At 70.6% G+C, this 21,832-nt stretch carries 22 protein-coding genes; 9 read left to right on the top strand and 13 right to left on the bottom strand.

The features are described from left to right. Positions 1-49: 49 nt before the first annotated feature. From ACIOEW_RS11125 to ACIOEW_RS11135, 3 genes are all read right to left on the bottom strand, one after another. Entirely contained in the window at positions 50-1,603 is a 1,554-nt protein-coding gene (locus tag ACIOEW_RS11125; RefSeq protein WP_362546594.1) for an ABC transporter substrate-binding protein, read from the bottom strand. A 237-nt stretch (positions 1,604-1,840) separates the two neighbouring features. Further along, positions 1,841-3,154 (bottom strand): metallophosphoesterase, encoded by a 1,314-nt coding sequence (locus tag ACIOEW_RS11130; protein ID WP_401963323.1) that lies wholly within the window; start codon positions 3,152-3,154, stop codon positions 1,841-1,843. A 71-nt stretch (positions 3,155-3,225) separates the two neighbouring features. After that, complete coding sequence (locus tag ACIOEW_RS11135; protein WP_362546231.1) at positions 3,226-3,471, bottom strand: SCO4848 family membrane protein; 246 nt, start codon at positions 3,469-3,471, stop codon at positions 3,226-3,228. A gap of 121 nt (positions 3,472-3,592) precedes the next feature. Between ACIOEW_RS11135 and ACIOEW_RS11140 the strand changes: the two genes are divergently transcribed. After that, entirely contained in the window at positions 3,593-4,861 is a 1,269-nt protein-coding gene (locus tag ACIOEW_RS11140; protein WP_401963325.1) for a D-alanyl-D-alanine carboxypeptidase family protein, read from the top strand. On the opposite strand, the gene ACIOEW_RS11145 is transcribed toward ACIOEW_RS11140, so the two are convergent. After that, positions 4,809-5,786, bottom strand: a complete 978-nt coding sequence (locus tag ACIOEW_RS11145; protein ID WP_401963327.1) for a YihY/virulence factor BrkB family protein — start codon at positions 5,784-5,786, stop codon at positions 4,809-4,811. The genes ACIOEW_RS11140 and ACIOEW_RS11145 overlap by 53 nt on opposite strands. 140 nt (positions 5,787-5,926) lie before the next feature. Here ACIOEW_RS11145 and ACIOEW_RS11150 point away from each other — a divergent pair, with 140 nt between their 5' ends. After that, positions 5,927-7,288, top strand: a complete 1,362-nt coding sequence (locus ACIOEW_RS11150; RefSeq protein ID WP_401963328.1) for an FAD-binding protein — start codon at positions 5,927-5,929, stop codon at positions 7,286-7,288. A 126-nt stretch (positions 7,289-7,414) separates the two neighbouring features. After that, positions 7,415-8,215 (top strand): decaprenylphospho-beta-D-erythro-pentofuranosid-2-ulose 2-reductase, encoded by an 801-nt coding sequence (locus ACIOEW_RS11155; RefSeq protein ID WP_401963330.1) that lies wholly within the window; start codon positions 7,415-7,417, stop codon positions 8,213-8,215. 125 nt (positions 8,216-8,340) lie between these two features. On the opposite strand, the gene ACIOEW_RS11160 is transcribed toward ACIOEW_RS11155, so the two are convergent. After that, positions 8,341-8,931, bottom strand: a complete 591-nt coding sequence (locus ACIOEW_RS11160) for a 2'-5' RNA ligase family protein (protein WP_362546216.1) — start codon at positions 8,929-8,931, stop codon at positions 8,341-8,343. A gap of 106 nt (positions 8,932-9,037) precedes the next feature. Next, positions 9,038-10,051: a tryptophan--tRNA ligase gene (gene trpS, locus ACIOEW_RS11165; RefSeq protein ID WP_401963332.1), complete on the bottom strand. Its 1,014-nt coding sequence runs from the start codon at positions 10,049-10,051 to the stop codon at positions 9,038-9,040. 212 nt (positions 10,052-10,263) lie between these two features. Between trpS and rocD the strand changes: the two genes are divergently transcribed. Together rocD and ACIOEW_RS11175 are read left to right on the top strand one after the other, a co-directional pair. Then, the gene (rocD, locus tag ACIOEW_RS11170) at positions 10,264-11,469 is read left to right on the top strand and encodes an ornithine--oxo-acid transaminase (protein WP_401963334.1); all 1,206 of its coding nucleotides are present in this window, start codon (positions 10,264-10,266) and stop codon (positions 11,467-11,469) included. A 116-nt stretch (positions 11,470-11,585) separates the two neighbouring features. Then, positions 11,586-12,449 (top strand): hypothetical protein, encoded by an 864-nt coding sequence (locus ACIOEW_RS11175; RefSeq protein WP_401963850.1) that lies wholly within the window; start codon positions 11,586-11,588, stop codon positions 12,447-12,449. A gap of 63 nt (positions 12,450-12,512) precedes the next feature. On the opposite strand, the gene ACIOEW_RS11180 is transcribed toward ACIOEW_RS11175, so the two are convergent. Together ACIOEW_RS11180 and ACIOEW_RS11185 are read right to left on the bottom strand one after the other, a co-directional pair. Beyond that, a complete protein-coding gene (locus tag ACIOEW_RS11180; protein ID WP_401963335.1) occupies positions 12,513-12,722 on the bottom strand; it encodes a DUF397 domain-containing protein in 210 nt (69 codons plus the stop codon). After that, positions 12,719-13,558, bottom strand: a complete 840-nt coding sequence (locus ACIOEW_RS11185) for a Scr1 family TA system antitoxin-like transcriptional regulator (protein WP_401963852.1) — start codon at positions 13,556-13,558, stop codon at positions 12,719-12,721. The genes ACIOEW_RS11180 and ACIOEW_RS11185 overlap by 4 nt, the downstream gene beginning before the upstream one ends. A 92-nt stretch (positions 13,559-13,650) precedes the next feature. On the opposite strand from ACIOEW_RS11185, the gene ACIOEW_RS11190 reads away from it, so the two are divergent. Both ACIOEW_RS11190 and ACIOEW_RS11195 read left to right on the top strand, forming a co-directional pair. Next, entirely contained in the window at positions 13,651-13,887 is a 237-nt protein-coding gene (locus ACIOEW_RS11190; RefSeq protein WP_401963337.1) for a hypothetical protein, read from the top strand. A gap of 160 nt (positions 13,888-14,047) precedes the next feature. Beyond that, a complete protein-coding gene (locus ACIOEW_RS11195; protein WP_401963338.1) occupies positions 14,048-14,266 on the top strand; it encodes a hypothetical protein in 219 nt (72 codons plus the stop codon). Positions 14,267-14,744: 478 nt separating this feature from the next. On the opposite strand, the gene ACIOEW_RS11200 is transcribed toward ACIOEW_RS11195, so the two are convergent. Further along, positions 14,745-16,148: a PLP-dependent aminotransferase family protein gene (locus ACIOEW_RS11200; RefSeq protein WP_401963339.1), complete on the bottom strand. Its 1,404-nt coding sequence runs from the start codon at positions 16,146-16,148 to the stop codon at positions 14,745-14,747. A gap of 47 nt (positions 16,149-16,195) precedes the next feature. Here ACIOEW_RS11200 and ACIOEW_RS11205 point away from each other — a divergent pair, with 47 nt between their 5' ends. Together ACIOEW_RS11205 and ACIOEW_RS11210 are read left to right on the top strand one after the other, a co-directional pair. Continuing rightward, positions 16,196-16,708, top strand: coding sequence for a carboxymuconolactone decarboxylase family protein (locus ACIOEW_RS11205; protein WP_362546192.1), 513 nt, complete (start codon positions 16,196-16,198; stop codon positions 16,706-16,708). 52 nt (positions 16,709-16,760) lie between these two features. After that, the gene (locus tag ACIOEW_RS11210; RefSeq protein WP_401963342.1) at positions 16,761-17,489 is read left to right on the top strand and encodes an isocitrate lyase/phosphoenolpyruvate mutase family protein; all 729 of its coding nucleotides are present in this window, start codon (positions 16,761-16,763) and stop codon (positions 17,487-17,489) included. 105 nt (positions 17,490-17,594) lie between these two features. On the opposite strand, the gene ACIOEW_RS11215 is transcribed toward ACIOEW_RS11210, so the two are convergent. The 4 genes from ACIOEW_RS11215 to ACIOEW_RS11230 all read right to left on the bottom strand — a co-directional run bounded on the left by ACIOEW_RS11215 (position 17,595) and on the right by ACIOEW_RS11230 (position 21,825). Beyond that, the gene (locus ACIOEW_RS11215; protein ID WP_351001114.1) at positions 17,595-18,584 is read right to left on the bottom strand and encodes a malate dehydrogenase; all 990 of its coding nucleotides are present in this window, start codon (positions 18,582-18,584) and stop codon (positions 17,595-17,597) included. 184 nt (positions 18,585-18,768) lie between these two features. Continuing rightward, positions 18,769-19,872, bottom strand: a complete 1,104-nt coding sequence (locus tag ACIOEW_RS11220) for a DUF2690 domain-containing protein (protein ID WP_401963344.1) — start codon at positions 19,870-19,872, stop codon at positions 18,769-18,771. 469 nt (positions 19,873-20,341) lie between these two features. Then, positions 20,342-20,935, bottom strand: a complete 594-nt coding sequence (locus tag ACIOEW_RS11225) for a DUF3017 domain-containing protein (protein WP_401963345.1) — start codon at positions 20,933-20,935, stop codon at positions 20,342-20,344. A 29-nt stretch (positions 20,936-20,964) separates the two neighbouring features. Next, positions 20,965-21,825: a bifunctional methylenetetrahydrofolate dehydrogenase/methenyltetrahydrofolate cyclohydrolase gene (locus tag ACIOEW_RS11230; RefSeq protein WP_401963346.1), complete on the bottom strand. Its 861-nt coding sequence runs from the start codon at positions 21,823-21,825 to the stop codon at positions 20,965-20,967. Between the last annotated feature and the right edge of the window lie 7 nt (positions 21,826-21,832).

Here is a 21,832-nt window from a genome sequence, read left to right on the forward strand (position 1 = left end):
CGGGATCCGATCCCGGAACGGCCGCTCGGTGTCGTGCACCGGTGCCGGATCAGATCCAGCCCAGCTCCCACAGCCGCCAGATGCCGGTGCCGTCGGAGAGGTACTGCGATCCGGAGATGTCGGGCTTGGCGAGGACGTAGTCCTTCTTCTGCCACAGCGGCACGAGCGGCACGTCCTCGCCGACCAGCTTCTGGAGTTCCTTGAAGTCGGCCGAGGTGCGGCTGCGATCGCTGTACTGCAGCGTGGAGCTGATCAGCTGGTCCATCTTCTTGCTGGTGTAGCCGTTGTGAAGGCTGCTGTCGCGGCCGACGAGCGGCTGGCTGAAGGTGTCGGGGTCGGGGTAGTCGGGGAGCCAGCCGAGGGTGTACATGTCGTACTCACCGGCCGCGTACCCCTTCTGGAAGGTCTGCCACTCCACAGCCTTCATCGTGACCTTGAACAGCCCGTCCGCCTCCAGCTGGCGACGGATCTCCGCGGACTCCTTCGTGTACTCGGCATCGTCGCGATAGGCGAAGTTGATGTGCAGCGGAAGCTGGACACCCGCCTTCCCCATCAGTTCCCTGGCGCGCTCGGGGTCGGGCGCGGGGTACGCGTCGAAGAAGGGGGTGCTGTGCCCGATGTAGCCCTGCGGGATCAGCGAGTAGAGCGGTTCGACGGTGCTCTTGAAGACGTCCGTCACCAGCGGCGCGCGGTCGATGAGCGCCGCGATGGCCTGGCGGACCTGCTTGTCGGCGAGCGGTGAGCTCTTGCGGACGTTGAAGACCAGGTTGCGGATCTCGGCACTGTCGGCTTCCGTCACGCGCTGGTCGACGGAACCGGTGTCCAGCTCGGCGAGCGTGGACGACGGGAGCTGACGGTGCGTGACATCGACCTGACCGGCCTTCCAGGCCGCCAGGAGTTCGTCCGACTGCTTGTAGTAGCGCACGGTGACCGGACCACCGGTGCTCTTCAGCGCGCCCTTGTAGTTCGCATTCGGCACGAGCTCCGCGGAGACACCCGGCTCGTACGACTTCAGTACGTACGGCCCGGACCCGGTGACCTTGTTGTCGGTCCGCAGCTTGTGCTCCGAGTAGGAGCCCTTCTCGACGATCGAGCCCGCACCGGTGGCGAGCTTCTGCGGGAAGGTCGCGTCACGCGCGGAGAGATTGAAGGTGACGGTCCGGCCCTCGGCCACCACGTTCTTCAGACTGGGGAACAGGACGGAGGGACCGACGTCCGTCTTGATCTCCATCATGCGGTCGAAGGAGTACTTGACGTCCTCGGCGGTGATCTCCTCACCGTCGGAGAAGGTCACGTCGTCACGGAGCTTGCACTGGTACGTCTGCAGCTTCCCGCCGATGAAGCCGCAGCTCTCGGCGGCGTCCGGCTCGGGGACGATCGCCCCGGACTTGAACGTCATGAGGGACTGGTAGACGTTGCTGTACATCGCCCACGAACCCGCGTCGTACGCGCCCGCCGGGTCGAGCGAGGTCACCTCGTCGGTCGTGCCGACCGTGACCGGATCACTCTTCCCCTCATCCGAGGGGAGCAACTGCCAGGCGCCGACGCCTGCGATGACCAATACCGCGAGAATCGCGAGAATCCGTAGCCGGATCGACCGCATTGCCGTGCACTCCCTTACCAGCCCCACCTCGGCGTCGCGCTCAGATACGCAGATCACCGCACGTTCGCGCTCAGCCAATCACACGGTTTTCACATCTGGAAGAGGAAATCGGAGGCTCATAGCCTTTTGTTCGTTAGTTGAAACCTTGGGTCGATAGGTCGAATACAGAGGGTTCATCACCGGTCACCCGAACGGGCATTTCGGAGGCGTTCGGCGGGGATTGTGAGCAGTGGGCGATTACGCCTGGCGGGACGCGAGCTCGACGACGGTGATGTCTGAGGGCGCCCCGACCCGCACGGGCGGACCCCAGGCACCCGCGCCACGCGTGACGTACAGCTGGGTGTCGCCGTAGCGTTCGAGCCCCGCGACCGTGGGATTGGACAGTTCCGCGATGTAGTTGCCCGGCCAGAGCTGGCCGCCATGGGTGTGCCCGGAGAGCTGCAGGTCCACGCCGTGCTCGACGGCCTCGTCGATGACGACGGGCTGATGGGCCATGAGGACGGCGGCACGGCCGGGGTCCCGGCCGCCGAGCGCCCGGCCGAAATCGGGGCCCTGCCCTTCGCTCTCACCCGCGATGTCATTGACTCCGGCGAGATCGAAGCCGTCGATCTCGACCCGGGAGTTCTCCAGCGGGTGAAGGCCCAATTCCCTTACATGATCAACCCATTCGGCGGCCCCCGAGTAGTACTCGTGGTTGCCGGTGACAAAGAACGCGCCGTGCCGGGAGCGGAGCCGCGCGAGCGGCTCGGCGGCCGGGCCGAGATCGGCGACCGATCCGTCGACCAGGTCCCCGACGACCGCGATCAGGTCGGGCTGCGTCCGGTTGACCGTGTCGACGATCCGCTGGGTGTGAGCCCGGCCCAGGACCGGGCCCAGGTGGATGTCGCTGACGACGGCGATCCGGAAGCCGTGGGCGGACCGGGGCAGTCTGGCCAGCGGGACGGTGACGCGCTTGACGCGGGGGCCGCGCAGCACCCCGTAGGCGCCGTAGCCCGTCGTACCGAGCCCGGCGGCAGCGGCGGCGCCCCCGACGGCCCGCGCGACGAAGAGACGGCGCGAAGGGGCGGCGGGGGCGGAGGCGGGGGCCGGCGGCGCGGTAACCGGGACTGCGGTCGGCGGGACTGCGGTCGTGAGGGTGGACGTGTGTGCGGCGGTGACCGGTTCGGCGGGCGCCGCCTCCCCCACCACTGAGGGTGCGGCCGTCTCCGTTGCCGCCGCTTCCGGCGCACCCGCGGCCCGGTGGGCGAGCAGCCGGCGCAGCAGCGGCCGTACCGCCTCGCCGGCCAGCAGGGCGAGCGTCAGATAGAGGAGGGCGGCCAGCCAGAGATAACCGGGCCAGGCCAGCACCTGCTGGAGCCAGAAGGGGGCCCCCGTACGCCCGGAGACCAGGGCGCCGACGCTCAGCAACGGCAGGACGTACGCCGCAACCGTGCCGGCCCGGCGCCAGGGGCTGCCTGCTGTCGTCGTGTCACCGACGAAGCGGCGCCACACATAGCGGTGCACGACGGCCAGCAGCCCGAGCACCGCGGCCGCCAGCAGAGCGAATCCCATGACCGCCACGTCGCACCCCCGCCCTGTTCGTCTTGTTTGTCCGCATCCAGCCTCGGCCGGAAGTCGACGTGCTAAGAGTCCTGGCTGCGCAGGGCCCTGACGCCACGGAACCCGATCACTCCCACTGCCGTCCCCAGGAGAAAGGACGTGATGGCGAGCAGTAGATGCACCCAGAAGTAGGCAGTCGGGTCACCCGCGTCGTCGAAGGCGAGACCGCTGCCGTCTTTCCATAGATTTTTTACGAAAGTGACCCAAATGAACCAGCTCCACACCCCGAAAGCGAGCAGGAACCAGGAGACGGGGCGGCTGAGCTTCATGGATTCAGTATCTCCGCCACGCTCCGGCCGCTCCGCCCGGGGTGGGCTGTCCCGGCGGTACACGCGGCGGGTCATACCTCCGGTATCCATATTCAGATCAACTGCATGTACGTTTTCGACCGTGTCAGCTCTCAAGAAGGCCGCGCTGTCGGTCACCTCTGCCGCTTTGCTGTCCGTTTTCCTCGTCAGCCCCGCTTCGGCGGTCAGTCAGGACACCACGGACGACGAGCCGAAGCCACCCGCCGGCATGTCACAGGTCGGCGGCGTACAGCTCGGCCGGAGCGGGACCCAGGTCAACCTCGGCGCCGGCGCCCCGGTCCTGCCGAAGGACCTGACCGGCAGGTCCTGGATGGTCTCGGACGCGGAGACCGGCGACGTGCTCGCCTCGCACAATCCGCACTGGCGGCTGCCTCCGGCCTCCACGCTGAAGATGCTCTTCGCCGACACGGTGATCCAGGCGCCGACGCTCACGCCCAAGACCCTTGAGTACACGGTCAAGGACGAGGACCTCGCCGATCTCGGCGAGGGCAGCAGCCTGGTCGGCGTCAAGGAAGACCTCAGCTACACGGTGCACGACCTGTGGCTCGGGGTCTTCCTGCGTTCGGGCAACGACGCGGTGCACGTGCTGGCCTCGATGTACGGGGGCGTCCCCAAGACCGTCGCCGACATGCAGACGCACGCGGACGAGCTCCAGGCCCTGGACACGACGGTGGTGTCGCCCGACGGCTACGACGCCCCCAACCAGGTCTCCAGCGCGTACGACCTCACGCTGTTCGCCCGCAGCGGGCTGCAGAAGGCGGACTTCCGCGAGTACTGCTCGACCGCCACGGCGCAGTTCCCGGGTGAGCAGAAGAAGGGCAAGGAGCGCGAGAGCTTCGGCATCCAGAACACCAACCGGCTGCTCACCGGGGCCGACGGTGTCACCCCGTACAAGGGCATCGCGGGCGTCAAGAACGGCTACACGACGCACGCCGGGAACACCTTCACCGGAGTCGCCGAGCGCAACGGCAAGGTGCTGCTCGTCACCGTCATGAACCCGTCCTCCAACGAGACGCACGCCGTCTACAAGGAAGCGGCGAGCCTGCTCGACTGGGGCTTCGCCGCGAGCGGCAAGGTCACCCCGGTCGGCGAACTCGTTCCGCCGAAGTCCGCCGAGACCGGAACCGGGACGGGTACGGGCAAGGGTTCCCAGGCCGACAAGCCTGCCGCGGCCAAGGGCGGGAACGGCCCCGGGGCCGCGAAGACCGTCGCGGCCGCCGACGGCACGAGCGGGGCCGGGATCGCCCTGGGCATCGTCGGCGGCGTGCTGGTACTGCTGGCCGGGGCGGCGTTCCTGGTCAACCGGCGCTGGCCGCTGCCTGACCTGGTGCGCCGCCTCCCCCGCCGCTGAGGGTGCTGCCGCCGGTCTCCTTTCCGGCAGCGGACGCGGAGTCCTGTTCCGCGTCCGCCGCCGGGACGGCGTCGCCCTTGCTCCGCGTGGCCGTCCAGGCGGCACAGAACAGCAGCAGCTTCGCCGTGAAGTTGATCCACAGCAGCAACGCGATCGGCACGCCGAAGGCTCCGTACATGCTCTTCGAGGCGACGCCCTTCATATAGCTGCCGAGCAGCAGCTTGAGCAGCTCGAACCCGACCGCGCCGATCAGCGCGGCGACCACGAGCCGGTGCCGCGGCGGCTCGACACCGGGCAGCAGGGTCAGCAGATAGAGCAGCAGCAGGAAGTCGGCGATCACCGCCACCACCAGGGCCGCGATGCGCAGCAGCACACCGCCCGCGCCGCCCTCCGGAATGTTGAGCAGATCGGCGACCCGGCCGACGGCCACGGAGCCCACCGAGGAGATCGCCAGGGTGACCAGGGACGCGCCGCCCAGCCCGAACAGCACCCCGGCGTCCTTGAGTTTGCGCAGGACCGGATTGCCCTGGTCCAGATCGTCCATCTCCCAGACCGCGCGCAGACAGTCCCGCATCGAGCCGATCCAGCCGACGCCGGTGAAGAGCAGCAGCGCACCGGCCACCAGCCCGACGGTCCCCGCATGGGCCACCAGGTTGTCGATGCCGAGCTGATCGGAGATGCCGGGCACCTGCTCGGCGATCTTGTCCTCGATCTTGTCCAGCTGCTTGTCGGAGAGCAGCGCCGCGCCGATCGCCGCGCCGACCGCGATCAGCGGGAAGAGGGCGAGAAAGCTGATGAACGTGATCGCCGCAGCGAGCCTGGCCCAGTGCACCCGGTCCAGGGTTTCGTAGCTGCGCCAGGCGTGCGTCTCCATCAGCCGGGAGACGAGCGGCCCGATGAGGGGGAGTTTTTTCAGCCAGTCCATAACGTACGACTACCCTCCCGGGCACCGAAAACCGGCGTCCGGTCCGCCGCGGGGGAGATGACACCCTTTCAATCACCCATTTCGGTGAGTGTTGTAACAAATCCCTCAAAGGTGTTTTCTCGGGCGATACGGTCACCCTCATGTCTGTCGACACCGTGTCCCTGACCGGCTGGGGCCGTACCGCCCCGACGACCGCGCTGCGCTTTCACCCCCGTAGTTACGAGGAGGCCGTCGCCGCGGTGCGCGGCTGCGGGCCGCGCGGCTCGATCGCCCGCGGCCTGGGCCGGTCCCACGGCGACGCGGCGCAGAACGCCGGGGGCTCCGTCCTCGACATGACGGCGCTCGACCGGATCCGCACCATCGACGTGGGCACCGGCGTCGTGGTGTGCGACGCGGGCGTGAGCCTGCACCGGCTGCTGGAGGTGCTGCTGCCGCTGGGCTGGTTCCTGCCGGTGACACCCGGCAGCCGGTACATCACGGTGGGCGGGGCGATCGGCTCCGACGTCCACGGTCACAACCACCGCATGGCCGGCTCCTTCTCCCGCCACGTCACGGAGTTCGAACTCCTCACCGCGGACGGCGGGGTCCGTACGGTCCGCCCCGGCACTCCGCTCTTCGACGCGACCGCGGGTGGCCTGGGCCTGACCGGGGTGATCCTCTCGGCCACGCTGCGGTTCCATCCCGTCGTGACGTCTCTGATGTCGGTCGATACCGAACGGGCCCTCGATCTGGACGACTTGATGACGAGGCTCGCCACCGGCAGCCGCCGCCACCGCTATGCGTCGGCCTGGGTCGACCTGACCGCCCGCGGCCGGTCGACGGGGCGCGGCGTCCTGACCCAGGGGGAGCACGCGCCCCTTCACATGCTCCCGGCGCACGCCCGGCGCACACCGTTGCTCTTCCGCTCCGCTCCCCTGCCCCCCGCACACTCCCTCGTACCGGATCTCGTGCCCGGCGGGCTGCTCGGCCGCATGTCCGCCGCCGCGTTCAACGAGCTCCGCTACCGCCGCGCGCCCCGGTCCCGCACCGGTGAACTCCAGCGCATCTCCACGTTCTTCCACCCCCTGGACACCACGCCGCACGTGCACGGGATCCGCGGCCGGAGCGGCTTCGTGCACTACGAGTTCGCCGTCGGGGACAGACGGGCGGAGACACTGCGCCGGATCGTCGGACAGGTCTCGCAGCGGCGCTGCCCTTCGTTCCTCGCCGTACTCAAGCGGTTCGGGCCCGGCGATCCCGGCTGGCTGTCCTTCCCGGAACCCGGCTGGAGCCTCGCCCTCGACCTGCCCGCGGCCCTGCCGGGACTGGCCCGTTTCCTCGACCGCCTGGACGGGGAGGTGGCGGCAGCGGGCGGCCGGGTCTGTCTGACGGCCGACTCCCGGCTGCGCCCCGACACGCTGGCCGCGATGTACCCGCGGCTGGACGCATTCCGGCAGCTCCGAGCCGAGTTGGACCCGAACGGGGCATTCCGGTCGGATCTGTCGCGCCGGCTCTCCCTCTGACGGCGCGACCACCACCACGCCGGCAGCGCGCCCCTCTTCCGCCGTCCGTCTTCAGCCTTCACTTCCGCCTTCCGCCTTCGCGGTCTGTCTTCCGCCACCCGCCACCCGCCCTTAAGGAGCGTTCTCGTGAAGGATGCCTTCGGTGCCCCGCAGTCCCTGCTCATCCTCGGCGGCACATCGGAGATCGGGCTCGCCACCGCCCGCCGTCTGATCGCCCGCCGCACCCGCACGGTCTGGCTGGCCGGACGCCCCTCCCCCGCCCTGGAGTCGGCCGCGGCCGAACTGCGCGGCCGGGGCGCCTACGTCCGTACCGTCGACTTCGACGCACTGGACACCGAGTCCCACGAGACCGGCCTCGGCAAGATCTTCACCGAGGGCGACATCGACATGGTGCTCCTCGCCTTCGGTATCCCCGGCGACCAGGAGCGTGACGAGGAGGAGCCGCTCGCCGCGGTCAGGGTCGCCCAGACGAACTACACAGGAGCCGTCTCCGCCGGCCTGGTGTGCGCCGGCGCACTCCAGGCGCAGGGCCATGGCTCACTGGTGGTGCTCTCCTCGGTGGCAGGGGAGCGCGCCCGGCGCGCGGACTTCATCTACGGGTCGAGCAAGGCGGGCCTGGACGCGTTCGCGCAGGGGCTCGGGGACGCCCTGCACGGGACGGGCGTGCACGTGATGGTCGTACGCCCCGGGCTCGTCCGGCCGGCGACCGTGCCGGCCGGGTCCGGCGCCGCGGCGGCCGGGGCGCCACTCGCGATGATCCCGTTCACCCGGACCCCGCTCGTGACCACGCCGGACGCGGTCGCGGAAGCGATCGTGACGGGGCTGCGGCGGCGTTCGGAGACGGTGTGGGTGCCGGGGGCGCTGCGGGCGGTGATGTCGGCGCTGCGGCATGTGCCGCGGCCGCTGTTCCGGCGCCTGCCGGTCTGAGGCGGAGAACAGCCGCCCGCCCGGCCCGCTCAGCTGTGGAGCGAGGGGGTGGCGCGGTGCGGGGCTCGTGGAGTCCTCAGCCGTGGAGCGAGGGGTGGCGTGCGGGTGCGGGGCCCGCGGGCTCCTCAGCCGTGGAGCGAGGGCGCGTCCACGGAGCTGCCGCTCTGTGCGGGTACGGCGGGGCTGCCGCCGCCCGCTCCGAACGGGAACTCGTTGATCTTGCGCCAGACGCTGTCCTCACCCTGCTCGTACAGGGCGAAGGAACCGCAGGTCCAGGACGCCTCGTAGTCGCCGAGCTCCGCGTACGCCCGGTCCATCGCCGCTTCGGAGATGCCGTGCGCCACGGTCACGTGCGGGTGGTACGGGAACTGGAGCTCGCGCACCAGCGGCCCGGAGGCGTCCCGGACCCGCTTCTGGAGCCAGGAGCAGGCCGAGGCGCCCTCGACGACCTGGACGAAGACGACCGGGGAGAGCGGGCGGAAGGTTCCCGTGCCGGACAGTCGCATCGGGAAGGGACGGCCGCCGGTCGCGATCGCGGCGAGGTGCGCCTCGACCGCGGGCAGATCGGCCGCCTCCGCCTCGGTCGGCGGCAGGAGGGTGACGTGGGTGGGAATGCCGTGTGCGGCAGGGTCCCCGAAGCTCGCGCGCCGCTCTTGGAGCAGGCTGCCGTAGGGCTCCGGGACCGCGATCGAAACGCCGAGCGTTACGGTCCCCACGTCGTTCTCCTCAATCCTCGATGGTCTGTTTTCAGCCACTGACGGCCACAAGCTTTACGCCGCCAGTGTGCCGCCTGTGGAGGTCCTGACGCCAGGGTCCTTGGACTCAGTGCTTGACCGGCAGAAGGCCCATCCGGTCATAGGTTTGCGCCAGGGTCTCGGCGGCGACGGCCCGTGCCTTCTCCGCTCCCTTGGCCAGGATGGAGTCCAGCGTCTCCGTGTCGTCGAGATATTCCTGGGTGCGGGTGCGGAACGGTGTGACGAAATCGACCATGACCTCGGCGAGGTCGGTCTTCAGCGCACCGTAGCCCTTGCCCTCGTACTTCTGCTCCAGGTCGGCGACCGACGTGTCGGTGAGGGTGGAGTAGATGGACAGCAGATTGCTGACGCCCGGCTTCTCGACCTGGTCGAATCGGATCACGGTGTCGGTGTCCGTGACCGCGCTCTTCACCTTCTTGGCCGTCGTCTTCGGCTCGTCGAGGAGGTTGATCAGGCCCTTGGTGGTCGCCGCCGACTTGCTCATCTTCGCGGACGGGTCCTGCAGGTCGTAGATCTTCGCCGTCTCCTTGAGGATGTACGGGTCCGGCACGGTGAAGGTGTCCCCGTAGGTGCCGTTGAACCGCTCGGCGAGATTGCGGGTCAGCTCCAGGTGCTGGCGCTGGTCCTCTCCCACCGGGACCTGGTCGGCCTGGTAGAGCAGGATGTCGGCGACCATCAGCAGCGGATAGGTGAAGAGTCCCACCGTGGTGCGGTCGGTGCCCTGCTTGGCGGACTTGTCCTTGAACTGCGTCATCCGGGACGCCTCACCGAATCCGGCCAGGCAGTTCATGACCCACCCGAGCTGGGCGTGCTCGGGAACGTGGCTCTGGACGAAGAGCGTGCAGCGCTCCGGGTCCACCCCGGCGGCGAGCAGCTGGGCGACGGCGAGCCGGGTGTTGGCGCGCAGCTCCGCGGGGTCCTGCGGGACGGTGATCGCGTGCAGGTCGACCACCATGTAGAAGGCGTCGTGGGAATCCTGGAGAGCCACCCACTGGCGGACCGCGCCGAGGTAGTTGCCGAGGTGGAACGAGCCTGCGGTGGGCTGGATTCCGGAGAGCACACGGGGACGTTCAGAGGCCATGGAGTCATTGTCTCAGGTACGGAACCGATCTCGGGCAGCCGGTGTAAGAAAGGCGTGAGGACTCCGGACAGGGCCCTACGACGGCCCGAGGGCACGTGGCGCAGCGGAAAACGCGGGCGCGCCGCGAAGTGAAGGTTTCCTCGTGGGCGATCCGACCGACGATACAAAGTGGGCACGACCCCAGCCCACGCCGCACGACGAACGGAGACCCCGTGTCGACCACGGAAAACGCCATCGCCTCCGCCGAGGCGCACAGTGCGCACAACTACCATCCGCTGCCCGTCGTCGTCGCCACGGCGGACGGCGCCTGGATGACCGACGTCGAGGGCCGGCGCTACCTCGACATGCTCGCCGGTTACTCGGCGCTCAACTTCGGCCACGGCAACCGCCGTCTGATCGACGCCGCCAAGGCGCAGCTGGAGCGGGTGACCCTCACCTCACGGGCGTTCCACCACGACCGGTTCGCCGACTTCTGTACGCAGCTCGCCGAGCTGTGCGGCATGGAGATGGTCCTGCCGATGAACACCGGGGCGGAGGCCGTGGAGACCGCCGTGAAGACGGCCCGCAAGTGGGGTTACCGGGTCAAGGGCGTCCCGGACGGGATGGCGAAGATCATCGTCGCCGCCGACAACTTCCACGGCCGGACGACGACGATCGTCAGCTTCTCCACGGACCACGAGGCCCGCGCGGACTTCGGTCCGTACACCCCGGGGTTCGAGATCGTGCCGTACGGGGACCTGACCGCGCTGCGGGAGGCGATGACCGAGAACACCGTGGCGGTGCTGCTCGAGCCGATCCAGGGCGAGGCCGGGGTGCTGGTGCCGCCGCCCGGCTATCTCCCCGGGGTCCGGGAGCTGACCCGCGAGCGGAACGTGCTGTTCATCGCGGACGAGATCCAGTCGGGCCTCGGCCGGACCGGGAAGACGTTCGCCTGTGAGCACGAGGGTGTCGTGCCCGACATGTATGTGCTGGGCAAGGCGCTGGGCGGAGGTGTGGTGCCGGTGTCGGCGGTGGTTTCGTCCGCGGCGGTGCTGGGGATCTACCGGCCCGGGGAGCACGGCTCGACGTTCGGCGGCAATCCGCTGGCGTGCGCTGTCGCGCTGGAGGTCATCGCGATGCTGCGCACCGGCGAGTACCAGCAGCGGGCCGCGGAGCTGGGCGAGCACCTCCATCAGGAGCTGGGGCTGCTGGTGGGCGGCGGCGCGGTGGAGGCGGTGCGGGGCCGCGGGCTGTGGGCGGGTGTCGACATCGACCCGGGCCGCGGCACGGGACGGGAGATCTCGGAGAAGCTGATGGACCGGCGGGTACTGGTGAAGGACACCCATGGTTCGACGATCCGGATCGCCCCGCCGCTGGTGATCAGCAAGGAGGACCTGGACTGGGGGCTGGAGCAGCTGCGCGAGGTGCTGCGCGGCTGATCGCCGGGGGCCGGCCTCCGAGGGCTGACCACCGGGGGGCGGCCCTCGGGTCCGGGTCCGGTCCGGGTCCGGGGCGCCCGCGCCGTCCCCAGTAGAGTCCCCGTGTGCTCCTGGGGATGATCTGCGCGCTCGGTTCCGCGGTCTGCTTCGGCACGGCCTCCGTCCTTCAGGCCGTCGCCGCGCGGGCCGCCGCCGAGCCGGGGGCCGGTGCGGGGGTGGATCCGGCGCTGCTGCTGCGGGCCCTACGCCAGTGGCGTTACGTGGCCGGGCTCGCGCTCGACGGCCTCGGCTTCGTGTTCCAGATCATCGCCCTGCGCTCCCTGCCCATCTATGCGGTGGGCGCGGCCCTGGCCGCGAGCCTCGCCGTGACCGCGGTCGTCGCCGCCCGCCTGCTCCAGGTGCGGCTGAGCACCACCGAGTGGACGGCCGTCGCCGTGGTCTGCGCGGGCCTGGGCATGCTGGGGCTCGCCTCCGGCGGCGAGGGCCATCTGACCGGCTCGGACGCGCTGCGCTGGTCGATGCTCGGCATCGCGGTCGGCATTCTGCTGCTGGGCACCGCGGCCGGGCGGCTGCCCGAGCGGGCGCGCGCGCTGGTTCTGGGGCTCGGCGCGGGCTGCGGCTTCGGGGTTGTGGAGGTCGCCGTCCGGCTGATCGACGACGTGTCGCCCTCCGCGCTCGTCACCAACCCCGCCGTGTACGCACTGCTGGTGGGCGGCGGTTCGGCGTTCCTGCTGCTCACCTCGGCGCTGCAACGCGGTTCGGTGACGACGGCCACGGCCGGCATGGTGCTGGGCGAGACGATCGGGCCCGCGCTGGTGGGGGTCATCTGGCTCGGGGACCGTACGCGCGACGGCCTCGGCTGGCTGGCGGTCACCGGTTTCGCGGTGGCCGTGGCGGGAGCGCTGGCCCTGGCCCGGTTCGGCGAGGCGCCGGCTGAGGACGTGTCCGAGGCTGCGGTGAGCACGAGGCCCCGAGGGTGACGGAGAGAAGCCCCGCCGCGCACGGCAGGGCTTCTCTGGCTCGGTACGTGCCGGGCCGCGCCCTCAGACGGCGCCGAACTCTCCGCCCTTGACGCCCGCCACGAAGGAGGCGAACGAGGCGGCGGGAACGCTCAGGACCGGGCCGGCCAGGACCTTGGAGTCACGGACGGGGACGACGCCGCGCGAGGCGACGAGGTTGGCGGCGACCTCGACGCAGTTGCCGCCGTTGTTGCTGTACGAGGACTTGAACCAACGGGGGGATTCGGTCGTCACGGGATGCCCTTTCGCAACTCACTGATCATGGCCACGGATGCCGCTTGCGACATCGCTTCGCCCTGTAGTTGATGGTAGGCCGTCAACATGGGGACCACGGACGTAGTTTCCCGGTCCAGGTGTCCCTGCGCCTGAGACTCGGCATAGCCGAGCACGGACCGGTCCGACAGGGTCAGCAGGTTGACGGGCAGGTCAAAGGTGCGACGCTCGCCAATCTCGTACGGTGCCACCTGGAGCAGGGTGTTCGGCAGTCCCGCGAACTCGACGAGACGCGCCAATTGGGCATCCATCACCGCGGCCCCGCCAATGGGCCGACGGATGCAGCTCTCGTCCAGGGTGACGAACACCATGGGGGGCCGGGGCCGCACCAGTGCCGCCTGTCGCTCCGCCAGGAACGAGACTCGCTCCTCGGCCTGTTCGGGCGTGATAGCACCCAGCCGCACGGCGTTGGCCGCCAAGACCCTCGCGTACTCCGGCGTCTGCAACAGCCCTGGGATGATCCCGATCTCGAAAAGCCGGATCTCCACCGCGCGGCCCTCAAAGCCGACGTACTCCGGAAAGCCTTCCAGCAAGTTGCCGTGCTTGATCTCCCGCCACTCGCGCTCGAAGGAATCGGCGGTGTCGGCCGTGCCCAAAGTCGCGTCAACCCTGCGAGAAAACGGCAGGGTTGGCGACTTGCGACCAGTTTCAATCGCCGAAATATGCCTGCCAGTGCAGCCAACCAGCACTCCCAGGCGATCCTGGGTCCAGCCCCGCCCTTCGCGCAGTCTGCGCAAACGCGCACCGAACGCCGCCTGGGCGCTTGCTTCGGGGTTCAGCTCCTTGCGGTTTACCAATGTGCCCTCCTCCTGCGCCACGTTGAAGACAGCCTGACCCTAGGCCACGCTGAACGCCCTTGGTAGCGAAATGACTACAGAGAGGTGCGGCGATGCCTGGGCAGAAGCGCATCCAACTTCCTCCCGCCGGAGCACTCGTGGTGGACGGGGGCCGCAAGGACCGCGTCGGAGAGTTCCGCGGGGTCTCCGGCCCGTACTGGTCGCTGCGGCCCGTCGGCGGAGGCCCCGCGTGGGAAGCCGTCCCCGAACACGTCCGCCTCGCCACGGCCGGCGAGCGTCTCAGTGCACTGAACGCCGAGCAGAACGCGCGAAGTCGGGGTGCGCTGTGACCCCTGGTTCGCCGCAGAGAGCCGAGGCAGCCGAGTGCCAGGGCTGCCAGGAACTCGACGCGGCAGAAGCCGTCGCACACAGCGAGAGGGACGCGAGCAGGGAGACCGACTGCCGGGTGCTGCGTAGGCGACACCGGGCCGCCGAGCACGGGGAGGAGTCGTGAAGGCACACCGGACCAGGCAGGACGAGCCGTTGGCCGAGCTGCAACGCATCGAATCGGACCCGGAGTTCCGCGCGTTGTTCCTTGCCGGGCTGAACGCATCGATCGACGCACGGAACGTCGATCGTGACGTCGAGTCGGAGGGTTGGCGCGTGGCAGTCGATCGGCTTCTGGGTCTGGTGGATCTGGTGGATCTGGACAAGGAGAGCGCGCCATGACCGGTGTGGGATACGCGGCGGAGATCACCGTGACGAACGGACAGCGCGCCGTCTCGCTGGGCGAGGTCGTGGTGGGGAATCGCCGGCTCGCTCTTCGGTGGCTGCGAAGGCAGGCGCTCCGAGTCGCGGAGGGACGTGGTGTTCCGTCCGGCGCGGAGTGTTCCGGAGAAATGGGCGTACGGTCGGCGGTCCTTCACAGCTCCGGTGTGCTGAACGAGCTCCGGGAGTGGGCCGAGGACCAGAGCCGGCAGGAGGAGGCGATGGCGCGGCTGGAATCCGGGCACCTCGACGTGTTCACCGTGGTCGACCCCGTTGCCGGCCTGCTGGTGACGCTCACCGGACGGCGCGTCCGGCCGGACGGGACTGCGGGCAGCACGACCTCACCCGTCCTTCACGACAGCGGAGGACGGATGCGCCGCCGTACGAGGGCCGAAGCATCGCGCCCGGTGGGGCGTGTCACCGCCCGGCTGCGCCTCGTCTACGGCAGCACCCGTACAAGCGCGTCCAGCGCCCCCGCCCAGGCACTGTCGGTCGGTGTTCCGTATCCGATGACCAGCGCCTCGCGCCGCACCTCGGCGTCCGGGTGCCGGAAGAAGGACAGCCCCTCCACCGCGAGGCCCTGCCAGGCCGCCGCACGGATCACCGCGGCCTCGCTGCCCTCCGGGAGTTCCAGTACGGCGTGCAGCCCGGCGGCGATTCCGCTGACGCGGATGGACGGGGCCCGCTCCGCCAGTGCCGCGACCAGCTGGTCGCGGCGGTTGCGGTAGCGCAGCCGCATGGAACGCACATGCCGGTCGTACGCGCCGGACGCGATGAACTCCGCCAGTGTCAGCTGGTCCAGCGCGCTCGACGCCCAGTCGCTCCAGCCCTTGGCCGCGGTCACCTCGCCCACCATTGACTGCGGCACCACCATCCACCCCATCCGCAGCCCCGGCGCCAGGGACTTGCTGGCCGTCCCCAGGTACACGACGCGTTCGGGGTCCAGTCCCTGGAGTGCGCCGACCGGCTGGCGGTCGTAGCGGAACTCTCCGTCGTAGTCGTCCTCCAGGATCAGTCCACCGGTGCTGCGCGCCCAGTCGACGGCCGCCGCCCGCCGGTCGGGATGGAGCGGCACACCGGTCGGGAACTGGTGAGCGGGTGTCAGGAGCACCGCGCCCGCGCCCCGCATCCCGTGCAGTTCGCCGGTCCGGGAGCCGAGTCCGTCGAGCGGGAGACAGGGGATGCGCAGACCGGCGTCGGTGAGCAGGCTCGTGTGCACGTCCAGTCCGTACGACTCGACGGCCACCTCGCGCACGCGACGCTCCCGCAACACCTGCCCCATCATCCTCAGCCCGTGGACGAAGCCGGCGCAGACCACGATGCGTTCGGGATCCGCGTACACCCCGCGGGCCCGTGCCAGATAGTCGGCGAGCACGGTGCGCAGTTCGATGCGGCCGCGCGGGTCGCCGTAGCCGAAGGCGTCGTTGGGTGCGCGGGTGAGGGCGCGGCGGGCAGCCTTCAGCCATTCGGCGCGCGGGAACGTGGCCAGGTCGGGCGAGCCGGGCATCAGGCTGTACGTGGGGCTGCTCCGGTGCGGCCGGGTGCGCGGTGCCCTGGTGGCGGACGGGCGGGGCTCGGACCGCTGCGCCACCCGGGTGCCGGAGCCCTGCCGGGCGGTGAGCCAGCCCTCGGCGACCAGTTCCGCGTAGGCGTCGGCGACGGTGTTGCGGGCGATACCGAGGTCGGCGGCGAGGGTCCTGGACGACGGCAGCCGGGTCCCGGGGGCGAGCCGGCCGGTCCGGGCCGCCTCCCGCAGAGCGTCCATGAGGCCGGCCCGCAGCCCGCTCGATCCGGTCAGGTCGATATGCAGGTCGGACCCGAAAGTGGCCCAGGCATCTGTCATGGGAATGGACCATACAGGTGCGCCACTCGCCGCGTAGCGTCATATCCATGACGACGAACACACACCACCACGCGACCTCCGAGTACGCCCCCGAGCACACCCCCCGCATGCAGTGGACCGAGCACGCCCCCGACGTCTACAAGGCGATGGCCCGCCTGGAGGCCGCGTCCCGCAAGGGGCTCGACCCGGTCGTGGCCGAGCTGGTGAAGATCCGGTCCTCGCAGCTCAACCACTGCGCGTTCTGCCTCGACATGCACACCAAGGACGCACTCGCGGCGGGTGAGTCCATCGAGCGGATCGTGCAGCTCAGCGCCTGGGAGGAGTCGCAGCACTTCTACACACCGAAGGAGATCGCCGCGATCGCGCTGGCCGAGGCGATGACCGTCCTGACCGACGGTTTCGTTCCGGACGAGGTGTACGCGAACGCCGCGATCCACTTCGACGAGGCCGAGCTCGCCCATCTCATCGCCGCGATCATCACGATCAACTCGTGGAACCGGTTCGCCGTGACCACCCGGATGGTCCCGGGGCACTACACCCCGGGCGACCACCGCTCCTGACTCTCGTCCGCCCCGCCCGCCCCGCCCGCCGACGCCTCAGGAGGCCTCCACCATGACCGCGTCCGTCCTCCGCGCCCTGCACCACGGCCGCGCCCCCGGCGATCCGCTGGTCCTCCCCGGCCCGTGGGACGCCGCGAGTGCCCGCGTTCTCGCCGACGCGGGGTTCCCGGCCCTCGCCACACCGAGCGCCGGGGTGGCGGCCTCGCTCGGGTACGAGGACGGGGCCACGCCCGCCGCCGAGATGTTCGCGGCGGTGGCGCGGATCGCCCGCGCCGTCTCCGTACCCGTGTCGGCCGACATCGAGGCCGGGTACGGGCTGGCGCCCCGGGAGCTGGTGGAGCGGCTGCTCGACGCCGGGGCCGTCGGCTGCAATCTGGAGGACACAGTGGACGGGGTCCTCGTGGATGCCCGCCGGCAGGCGGACCGGCTGGCGGAGGTGCGGGCGGTTGCCGGGGACGGGCTGTTCGTCAACGCCCGGGTGGACACGTATGTCACCGGCGTCCCGGAGGGCACGGACCAGGAGGCCGAAACGGTGCGCCGCGCGCTGCTGTACGTGGCGGCGGGCGCCGACGGCGTCTACCCGATCATGGCGCCGCCCGAGGCGCTCCCCCGCCTGGCCGCCGCCGTACCGCTGCCGCTGAACGCCCTCGCCCGGCCGGGCGGTCCGGGTCCGCGGCGTCTCGGTGAACTGGGCGCCGCCCGCGTGACGTTCGGCCCCGGCCTCCAGCGCCGCGCCATGGCGGCCCTGGGCGAGACCGCCGGCGGGCTGCGCGCGTCCTGAGGCATCGGCACACCGTACGTACGCGAAAAAAGCCACCGCCCCCGGCAGCGAATGACTCTGCTGCCGGGGGCGGTGGCGTCCGTGTCCCGCGAGGGGACCGACGGATCAGATCAGGCCGAGCTCGCGGACCGCGTCGCGCTCCTCGGTGAGCTCCTTCACCGACGCGTCGATGCGCGCACGGGAGAACTCGTTGATGTCCAGACCCTGGACGATCTTGTACGTGCCGTTCTCCGTGGTGACGGGGAAGGACGAGATGATGCCCTCGGGGACGCCGTAGGAGCCGTCCGACGGGATGCCCATGGAGGTCCAGTTGCCCTCGGCGGTGCCGTTGACCCAGGTGTGCACGTGGTCGATGGCGGCGTTGGCGGCCGAGGCGGCCGAGGACGCGCCACGGGCCTCGATGATCGCGGCGCCGCGCTTGGCGACGGTCGGGATGAAGGTGTCGGCCAGCCACGCCTCGTCGTTGACGAGCTCGGCGGCGTTCTTCCCGGCGATCTCCGCGTGGAAGATGTCCGGGTACTGGGTGGCCGAGTGGTTGCCCCAGATCGTCAGCTTCTTGATGTCGGAGACGGCGGCACCGGTCTTGGCGGCCAGCTGCGAGATCGCGCGGTTGTGGTCCAGACGGGTCATGGCGGTGAAACGCTCCGCCGGCACGTCCGGGGCGGCGGCCTGCGCGATGAGCGCGTTGGTGTTGGCCGGGTTGCCGACGACGAGGACCTTGATGTCGTCAGCGGCGTTGTCGTTGATCGCCTTGCCCTGCGGCTTGAAGATGCCGCCGTTGGCGGAGAGCAGGTCGCCGCGCTCCATGCCCTTGGTGCGCGGGCGGGCGCCGACGAGCAGGGCGACGTTCGCGCCGGCGAAGCCGACGTTGGCGTCGTCGGTGATCTCGATGTTGCGCAGCAGCGGGAAGGCGCAGTCGTCGAGCTCCATCGCGGTGCCCTCGGCGGCCTTCAGCCCCTGCGGGATCTCCAGGAGACGCAGGTTGACCGGCACGTCCGGGCCGAGCAGGTGGCCGGAGGCGATGCGGAAGAGCAGCGCGTAGCCGATCTGGCCGGCTGCGCCGGTCACGGTGACATTCACGGGAGTGCGGGTCATGGCCTTCTCCGTTAGACAGCTGGCGGTGGGGGCTCCGGGCCCCTGGTGCGGGACATCCCTGAATCTTGATGTGAAGAGATATCCGTCGGCCAGGCTATCCGACCCGGAACCCCGCGGCCGCCCGCCCCCCTGTGGCACCGCACACAACCCGTCACTCCCCGCTCACCCGACTACACCCTTCGGCTCACCCCGCCGCTTCGGCCGTGCACCCCCGCGTACCGGAGGCGAGCGTCGCGCACGCCCGGGCGTCGGCGATCCGCTTCACCGCCACCATCGGGGTGTAGGCGTCCGCGTCCGCGGCAGCGTCCACCGTGCCGTTCTGCCCGGCCGCACCCGCACTGATCTCCACGGAGTCGCCGGGGGCCGCCTTGGTGATCCGCGCCCACGCCGCCGCACAGACCTTGCTGTAGCGCACCTCTATGACGCTTGTGCCGACGGTGGCGCTGGAGAGCGTACGGGCGTGTCCGTCGCCGCAGCCCATGGCCTCGGGGTCCTGGCCCGCGCATGCGGAGCCGCTGCACTCGACCCCGGCGGGCAGCACCGGAGCGCTGGCCGTCGGCGTCGGGGAGGGCGTGGGCGCGGCCGCGTCGCCCTTGGAGTCGCCGTCCGAGCCGATCAGCAGCACCACACCGGTGACCACGAGCAGAACGCCCACGACGGCCGCCGCGATCGCGGCCGTCCTGCGACCGCCCCCGGCCGTGCCACGCCCGCCGTCACCGGGCGTGGGCGGTCGCGGTCCGCCGACGCCGAAAGCCACGTCGGGCGGCACGCCGCGGACCGGGGCGGAGTCCGGACCGGTCCGCGGCTGCTGCGGGACCCGCGGAAGGGACCCGCGCTGAGCCGGCACGGACGGTGAGTGGCCCTCGCCCGGCGTCGTGCCCTCCTCCTCGCCCCTCGCCGTACCGACGGCTCCGGAGGGACGGGGACCGCCGTGGCCGCGCTGGGTCCCGGCCTCGTCGAGCGCGGCCCGCGCCTGAGTGATCCGGATGGCCTCCATCGTCATGTCGTGGCGCATCTCGGCACGGCTCCAGGCCCGTTCCGCCAGCTCCCACATGGTGTTCAGATGGGCCTGGTCGGTACCGGTCACCTCGGCGAGCGCGACGATCGCCCCGCGGGGAGCGAGCAGCCGGCCGTTCAGATACCGCTCCCACGACGTCTTGCTGTAGCCCGTGCGGTCGGCCACCGCGGCGATGCTCAGCCCGCCGCGGTCGACGAGTCTGCGCAACTGGCCGGTGAACTCCCGGATCTGTGGATCGAGCTCCTCCGGCAGCGCCTTCCAACGAGGCATCAATTCCCCCTACTTACTGCTGCACCGCTTACCACTCGTTGCATGTGCGTCCCGTTCGGTTCGCCCGGCTTCCGCTGCGCCGCGCACGGTCTGCCCCCTGTCCGGACCGGTGGTCTTCCGTTCCGGACTACCCAGGTAGATGCGCAAACGCGGACCGCCAGTTCCTGAGAAGGCAGCGCATGGTGGCATTCAGGCGTCCGCGCGCACGCTCGCGCGCCCCCACTCTGTTGCGGCCGGGGGCGGTCCCGCCTCCGTTGCCCAGCGATCACACCGTGGCGGAATGGTCACTTCCGTGCCACAGGGCACAGCCATCCCTTGAACCCTCGACCCCCGTCAACAAGGCTGAAGTCAGGACGGGGCAAGGCCGCTCAAGTCGCCACTTTCCGGAGCTTTTCTCTCCGGTGGGCCCCGCCCCTGGTGTCCGTCCCTTCTCGGGGGAGGGGACGGACACCGTTCGGACCGGCCGGGCTCAGCGGATCGTGAAGTGGACCGCGTCCTCCAGGACCGGGATGTCCAGCCACGGCTTGGGCTGCGCCATGAGCGACAGCATCACGATGAGGACGCCCAGCAGTCCGTACGTCACCAGGTCGGTGAAGCGGGACCGCACCGCGAGCATGCCCACCGAAGGGACCAGGAGCCGCAGGACCGCGCCCCCGATGAGCGCCACACCGATCAGGATCGTGCCGATCCTGAAGGCCTCGGCGAAGGGGTCGGCGGCCACGATCAGCAGGCCGGCCCCGGCCGTGCAGAGCACGGCGAGCAGCGGCCACTGGCGGGCGGGCGCCGGGGCGTCCCCGCTCGCGGCACGGCCACCGCCCTCGGGACGCGCGGTGTCCCGGGTGAACGACGGGAAACGCCGAGACCGGCGCGCCGCGGGGGACGCGTCGGGGCCGGGTTCCGGGTGGCTGCCGGTGCGGCCTTCAGAACCCTCGGCAGGGCCGTCGGCCGTATCTGCGGCGGGGGCGTCGGCCGCGGCGTCGGCCTCAGCCGTGCCCTCCGCCTGCTCGGCGGCCGGGCCGGTCGCCGAGGCGGCCCGGTCGGCCGGACTCGTACCAGCACCCATGGGGTTCCTTCCGGATCGGATCAGCCGGCTCAGACGGCGTCGGCGGCGTGCTCGGCCGCCTCGACCACGTTGACGAGCAGCTGCGCGCGGGTCATCGGACCGACACCGCCCGGGTTCGGCGAGATCCAGGCGGCGACCTCGGCCACGCCCGGGTGGACGTCGCCGACGATCTTGCCGTTCTCGTCGCGGCTGACGCCGACGTCGAGCACGGCCGCACCCGGCTTCACGTCCTCGGGCTTGATGATGTGCGCCACGCCTGCGGCGGCGACGATGATGTCGGCCCGGCGGAGGTGGGAGGAGAGGTCACGGGTGCCGGTGTGGCACTGGGTCACCGTGGCGTTCTCGGACTTGCGGGTCAGCAGCAGCGGGATCGACCGGCCGATGGTGACACCGCGCCCGACGACCACCACGTGCGCCCCGTTGATCTCGACACCGTGGTGACGCAGCAGCTGCACGACACCCTGCGGGGTGCAGGGCAGCGGGCCCTGCTCGTTGAGCACGAGCCGGCCCAGGCTCATCGGGTGCAGGCCGTCGGCGTCCTTGGCCGGATCCATGAGTTCCAGGACGCGGTTGGTGTCGATCCCCTTGGGCAGGGGCAGCTGCACGATGTAACCGGTGCACGCGGGGTCGGCGTTGAGCTCGTGGACGACGTCCTCGATCTCCTCCTGCGTGGCGGTGTCGGGAAGTTCACGCTGGATGGAGGCGATGCCGACCTGGGCGCAGTCCTTGTGCTTGCCGTTCACGTACCACCTGCTGCCCGGGTCGTCCCCGACCAGCAGAGTTCCCAGGCCGGGGGTGATGCCCCGGGCCTTGAGGGCCGCTACGCGGACGGTGAGATCGGACTTGATCGCAGCTGCGGTGGCCTTGCCATCGAGAATCTGGGCAGTCATGGGGACA

Source organism: Streptomyces sp. NPDC087901 (assembly GCF_044742205.1).
GTDB lineage: Bacteria > Actinomycetota > Actinomycetes > Streptomycetales > Streptomycetaceae > Streptomyces.

Coding starts and splice junctions, on each gene's coding strand:
- ACIOEW_RS11125 (WP_362546594.1), bottom strand. CDS start 1,603: ATGCGGTCGATCCGGCTACGGATTCTCGCGATTCTCGCGGTATTGGTC.
- ACIOEW_RS11130 (WP_401963323.1), bottom strand. CDS start 3,154: ATGGGATTCGCTCTGCTGGCGGCCGCGGTGCTCGGGCTGCTGGCCGTC.
- ACIOEW_RS11135 (WP_362546231.1), bottom strand. CDS start 3,471: ATGAAGCTCAGCCGCCCCGTCTCCTGGTTCCTGCTCGCTTTCGGGGTG.
- ACIOEW_RS11145 (WP_401963327.1), bottom strand. CDS start 5,786: ATGGACTGGCTGAAAAAACTCCCCCTCATCGGGCCGCTCGTCTCCCGG.
- ACIOEW_RS11150 (WP_401963328.1), top strand. CDS start 5,927: ATGTCTGTCGACACCGTGTCCCTGACCGGCTGGGGCCGTACCGCCCCG.
- trpS (WP_401963332.1), bottom strand. CDS start 10,051: ATGGCCTCTGAACGTCCCCGTGTGCTCTCCGGAATCCAGCCCACCGCA.
- ACIOEW_RS11175 (WP_401963850.1), top strand. CDS start 11,586: ATGATCTGCGCGCTCGGTTCCGCGGTCTGCTTCGGCACGGCCTCCGTC.
- ACIOEW_RS11190 (WP_401963337.1), top strand. CDS start 13,651: ATGCCTGGGCAGAAGCGCATCCAACTTCCTCCCGCCGGAGCACTCGTG.
- ACIOEW_RS11200 (WP_401963339.1), bottom strand. CDS start 16,148: ATGACAGATGCCTGGGCCACTTTCGGGTCCGACCTGCATATCGACCTG.
- ACIOEW_RS11205 (WP_362546192.1), top strand. CDS start 16,196: ATGACGACGAACACACACCACCACGCGACCTCCGAGTACGCCCCCGAG.
- ACIOEW_RS11210 (WP_401963342.1), top strand. CDS start 16,761: ATGACCGCGTCCGTCCTCCGCGCCCTGCACCACGGCCGCGCCCCCGGC.
- ACIOEW_RS11215 (WP_351001114.1), bottom strand. CDS start 18,584: ATGACCCGCACTCCCGTGAATGTCACCGTGACCGGCGCAGCCGGCCAG.
- ACIOEW_RS11220 (WP_401963344.1), bottom strand. CDS start 19,872: ATGCCTCGTTGGAAGGCGCTGCCGGAGGAGCTCGATCCACAGATCCGG.
- ACIOEW_RS11225 (WP_401963345.1), bottom strand. CDS start 20,935: ATGGGTGCTGGTACGAGTCCGGCCGACCGGGCCGCCTCGGCGACCGGC.
- ACIOEW_RS11230 (WP_401963346.1), bottom strand. CDS start 21,825: ATGACTGCCCAGATTCTCGATGGCAAGGCCACCGCAGCTGCGATCAAG.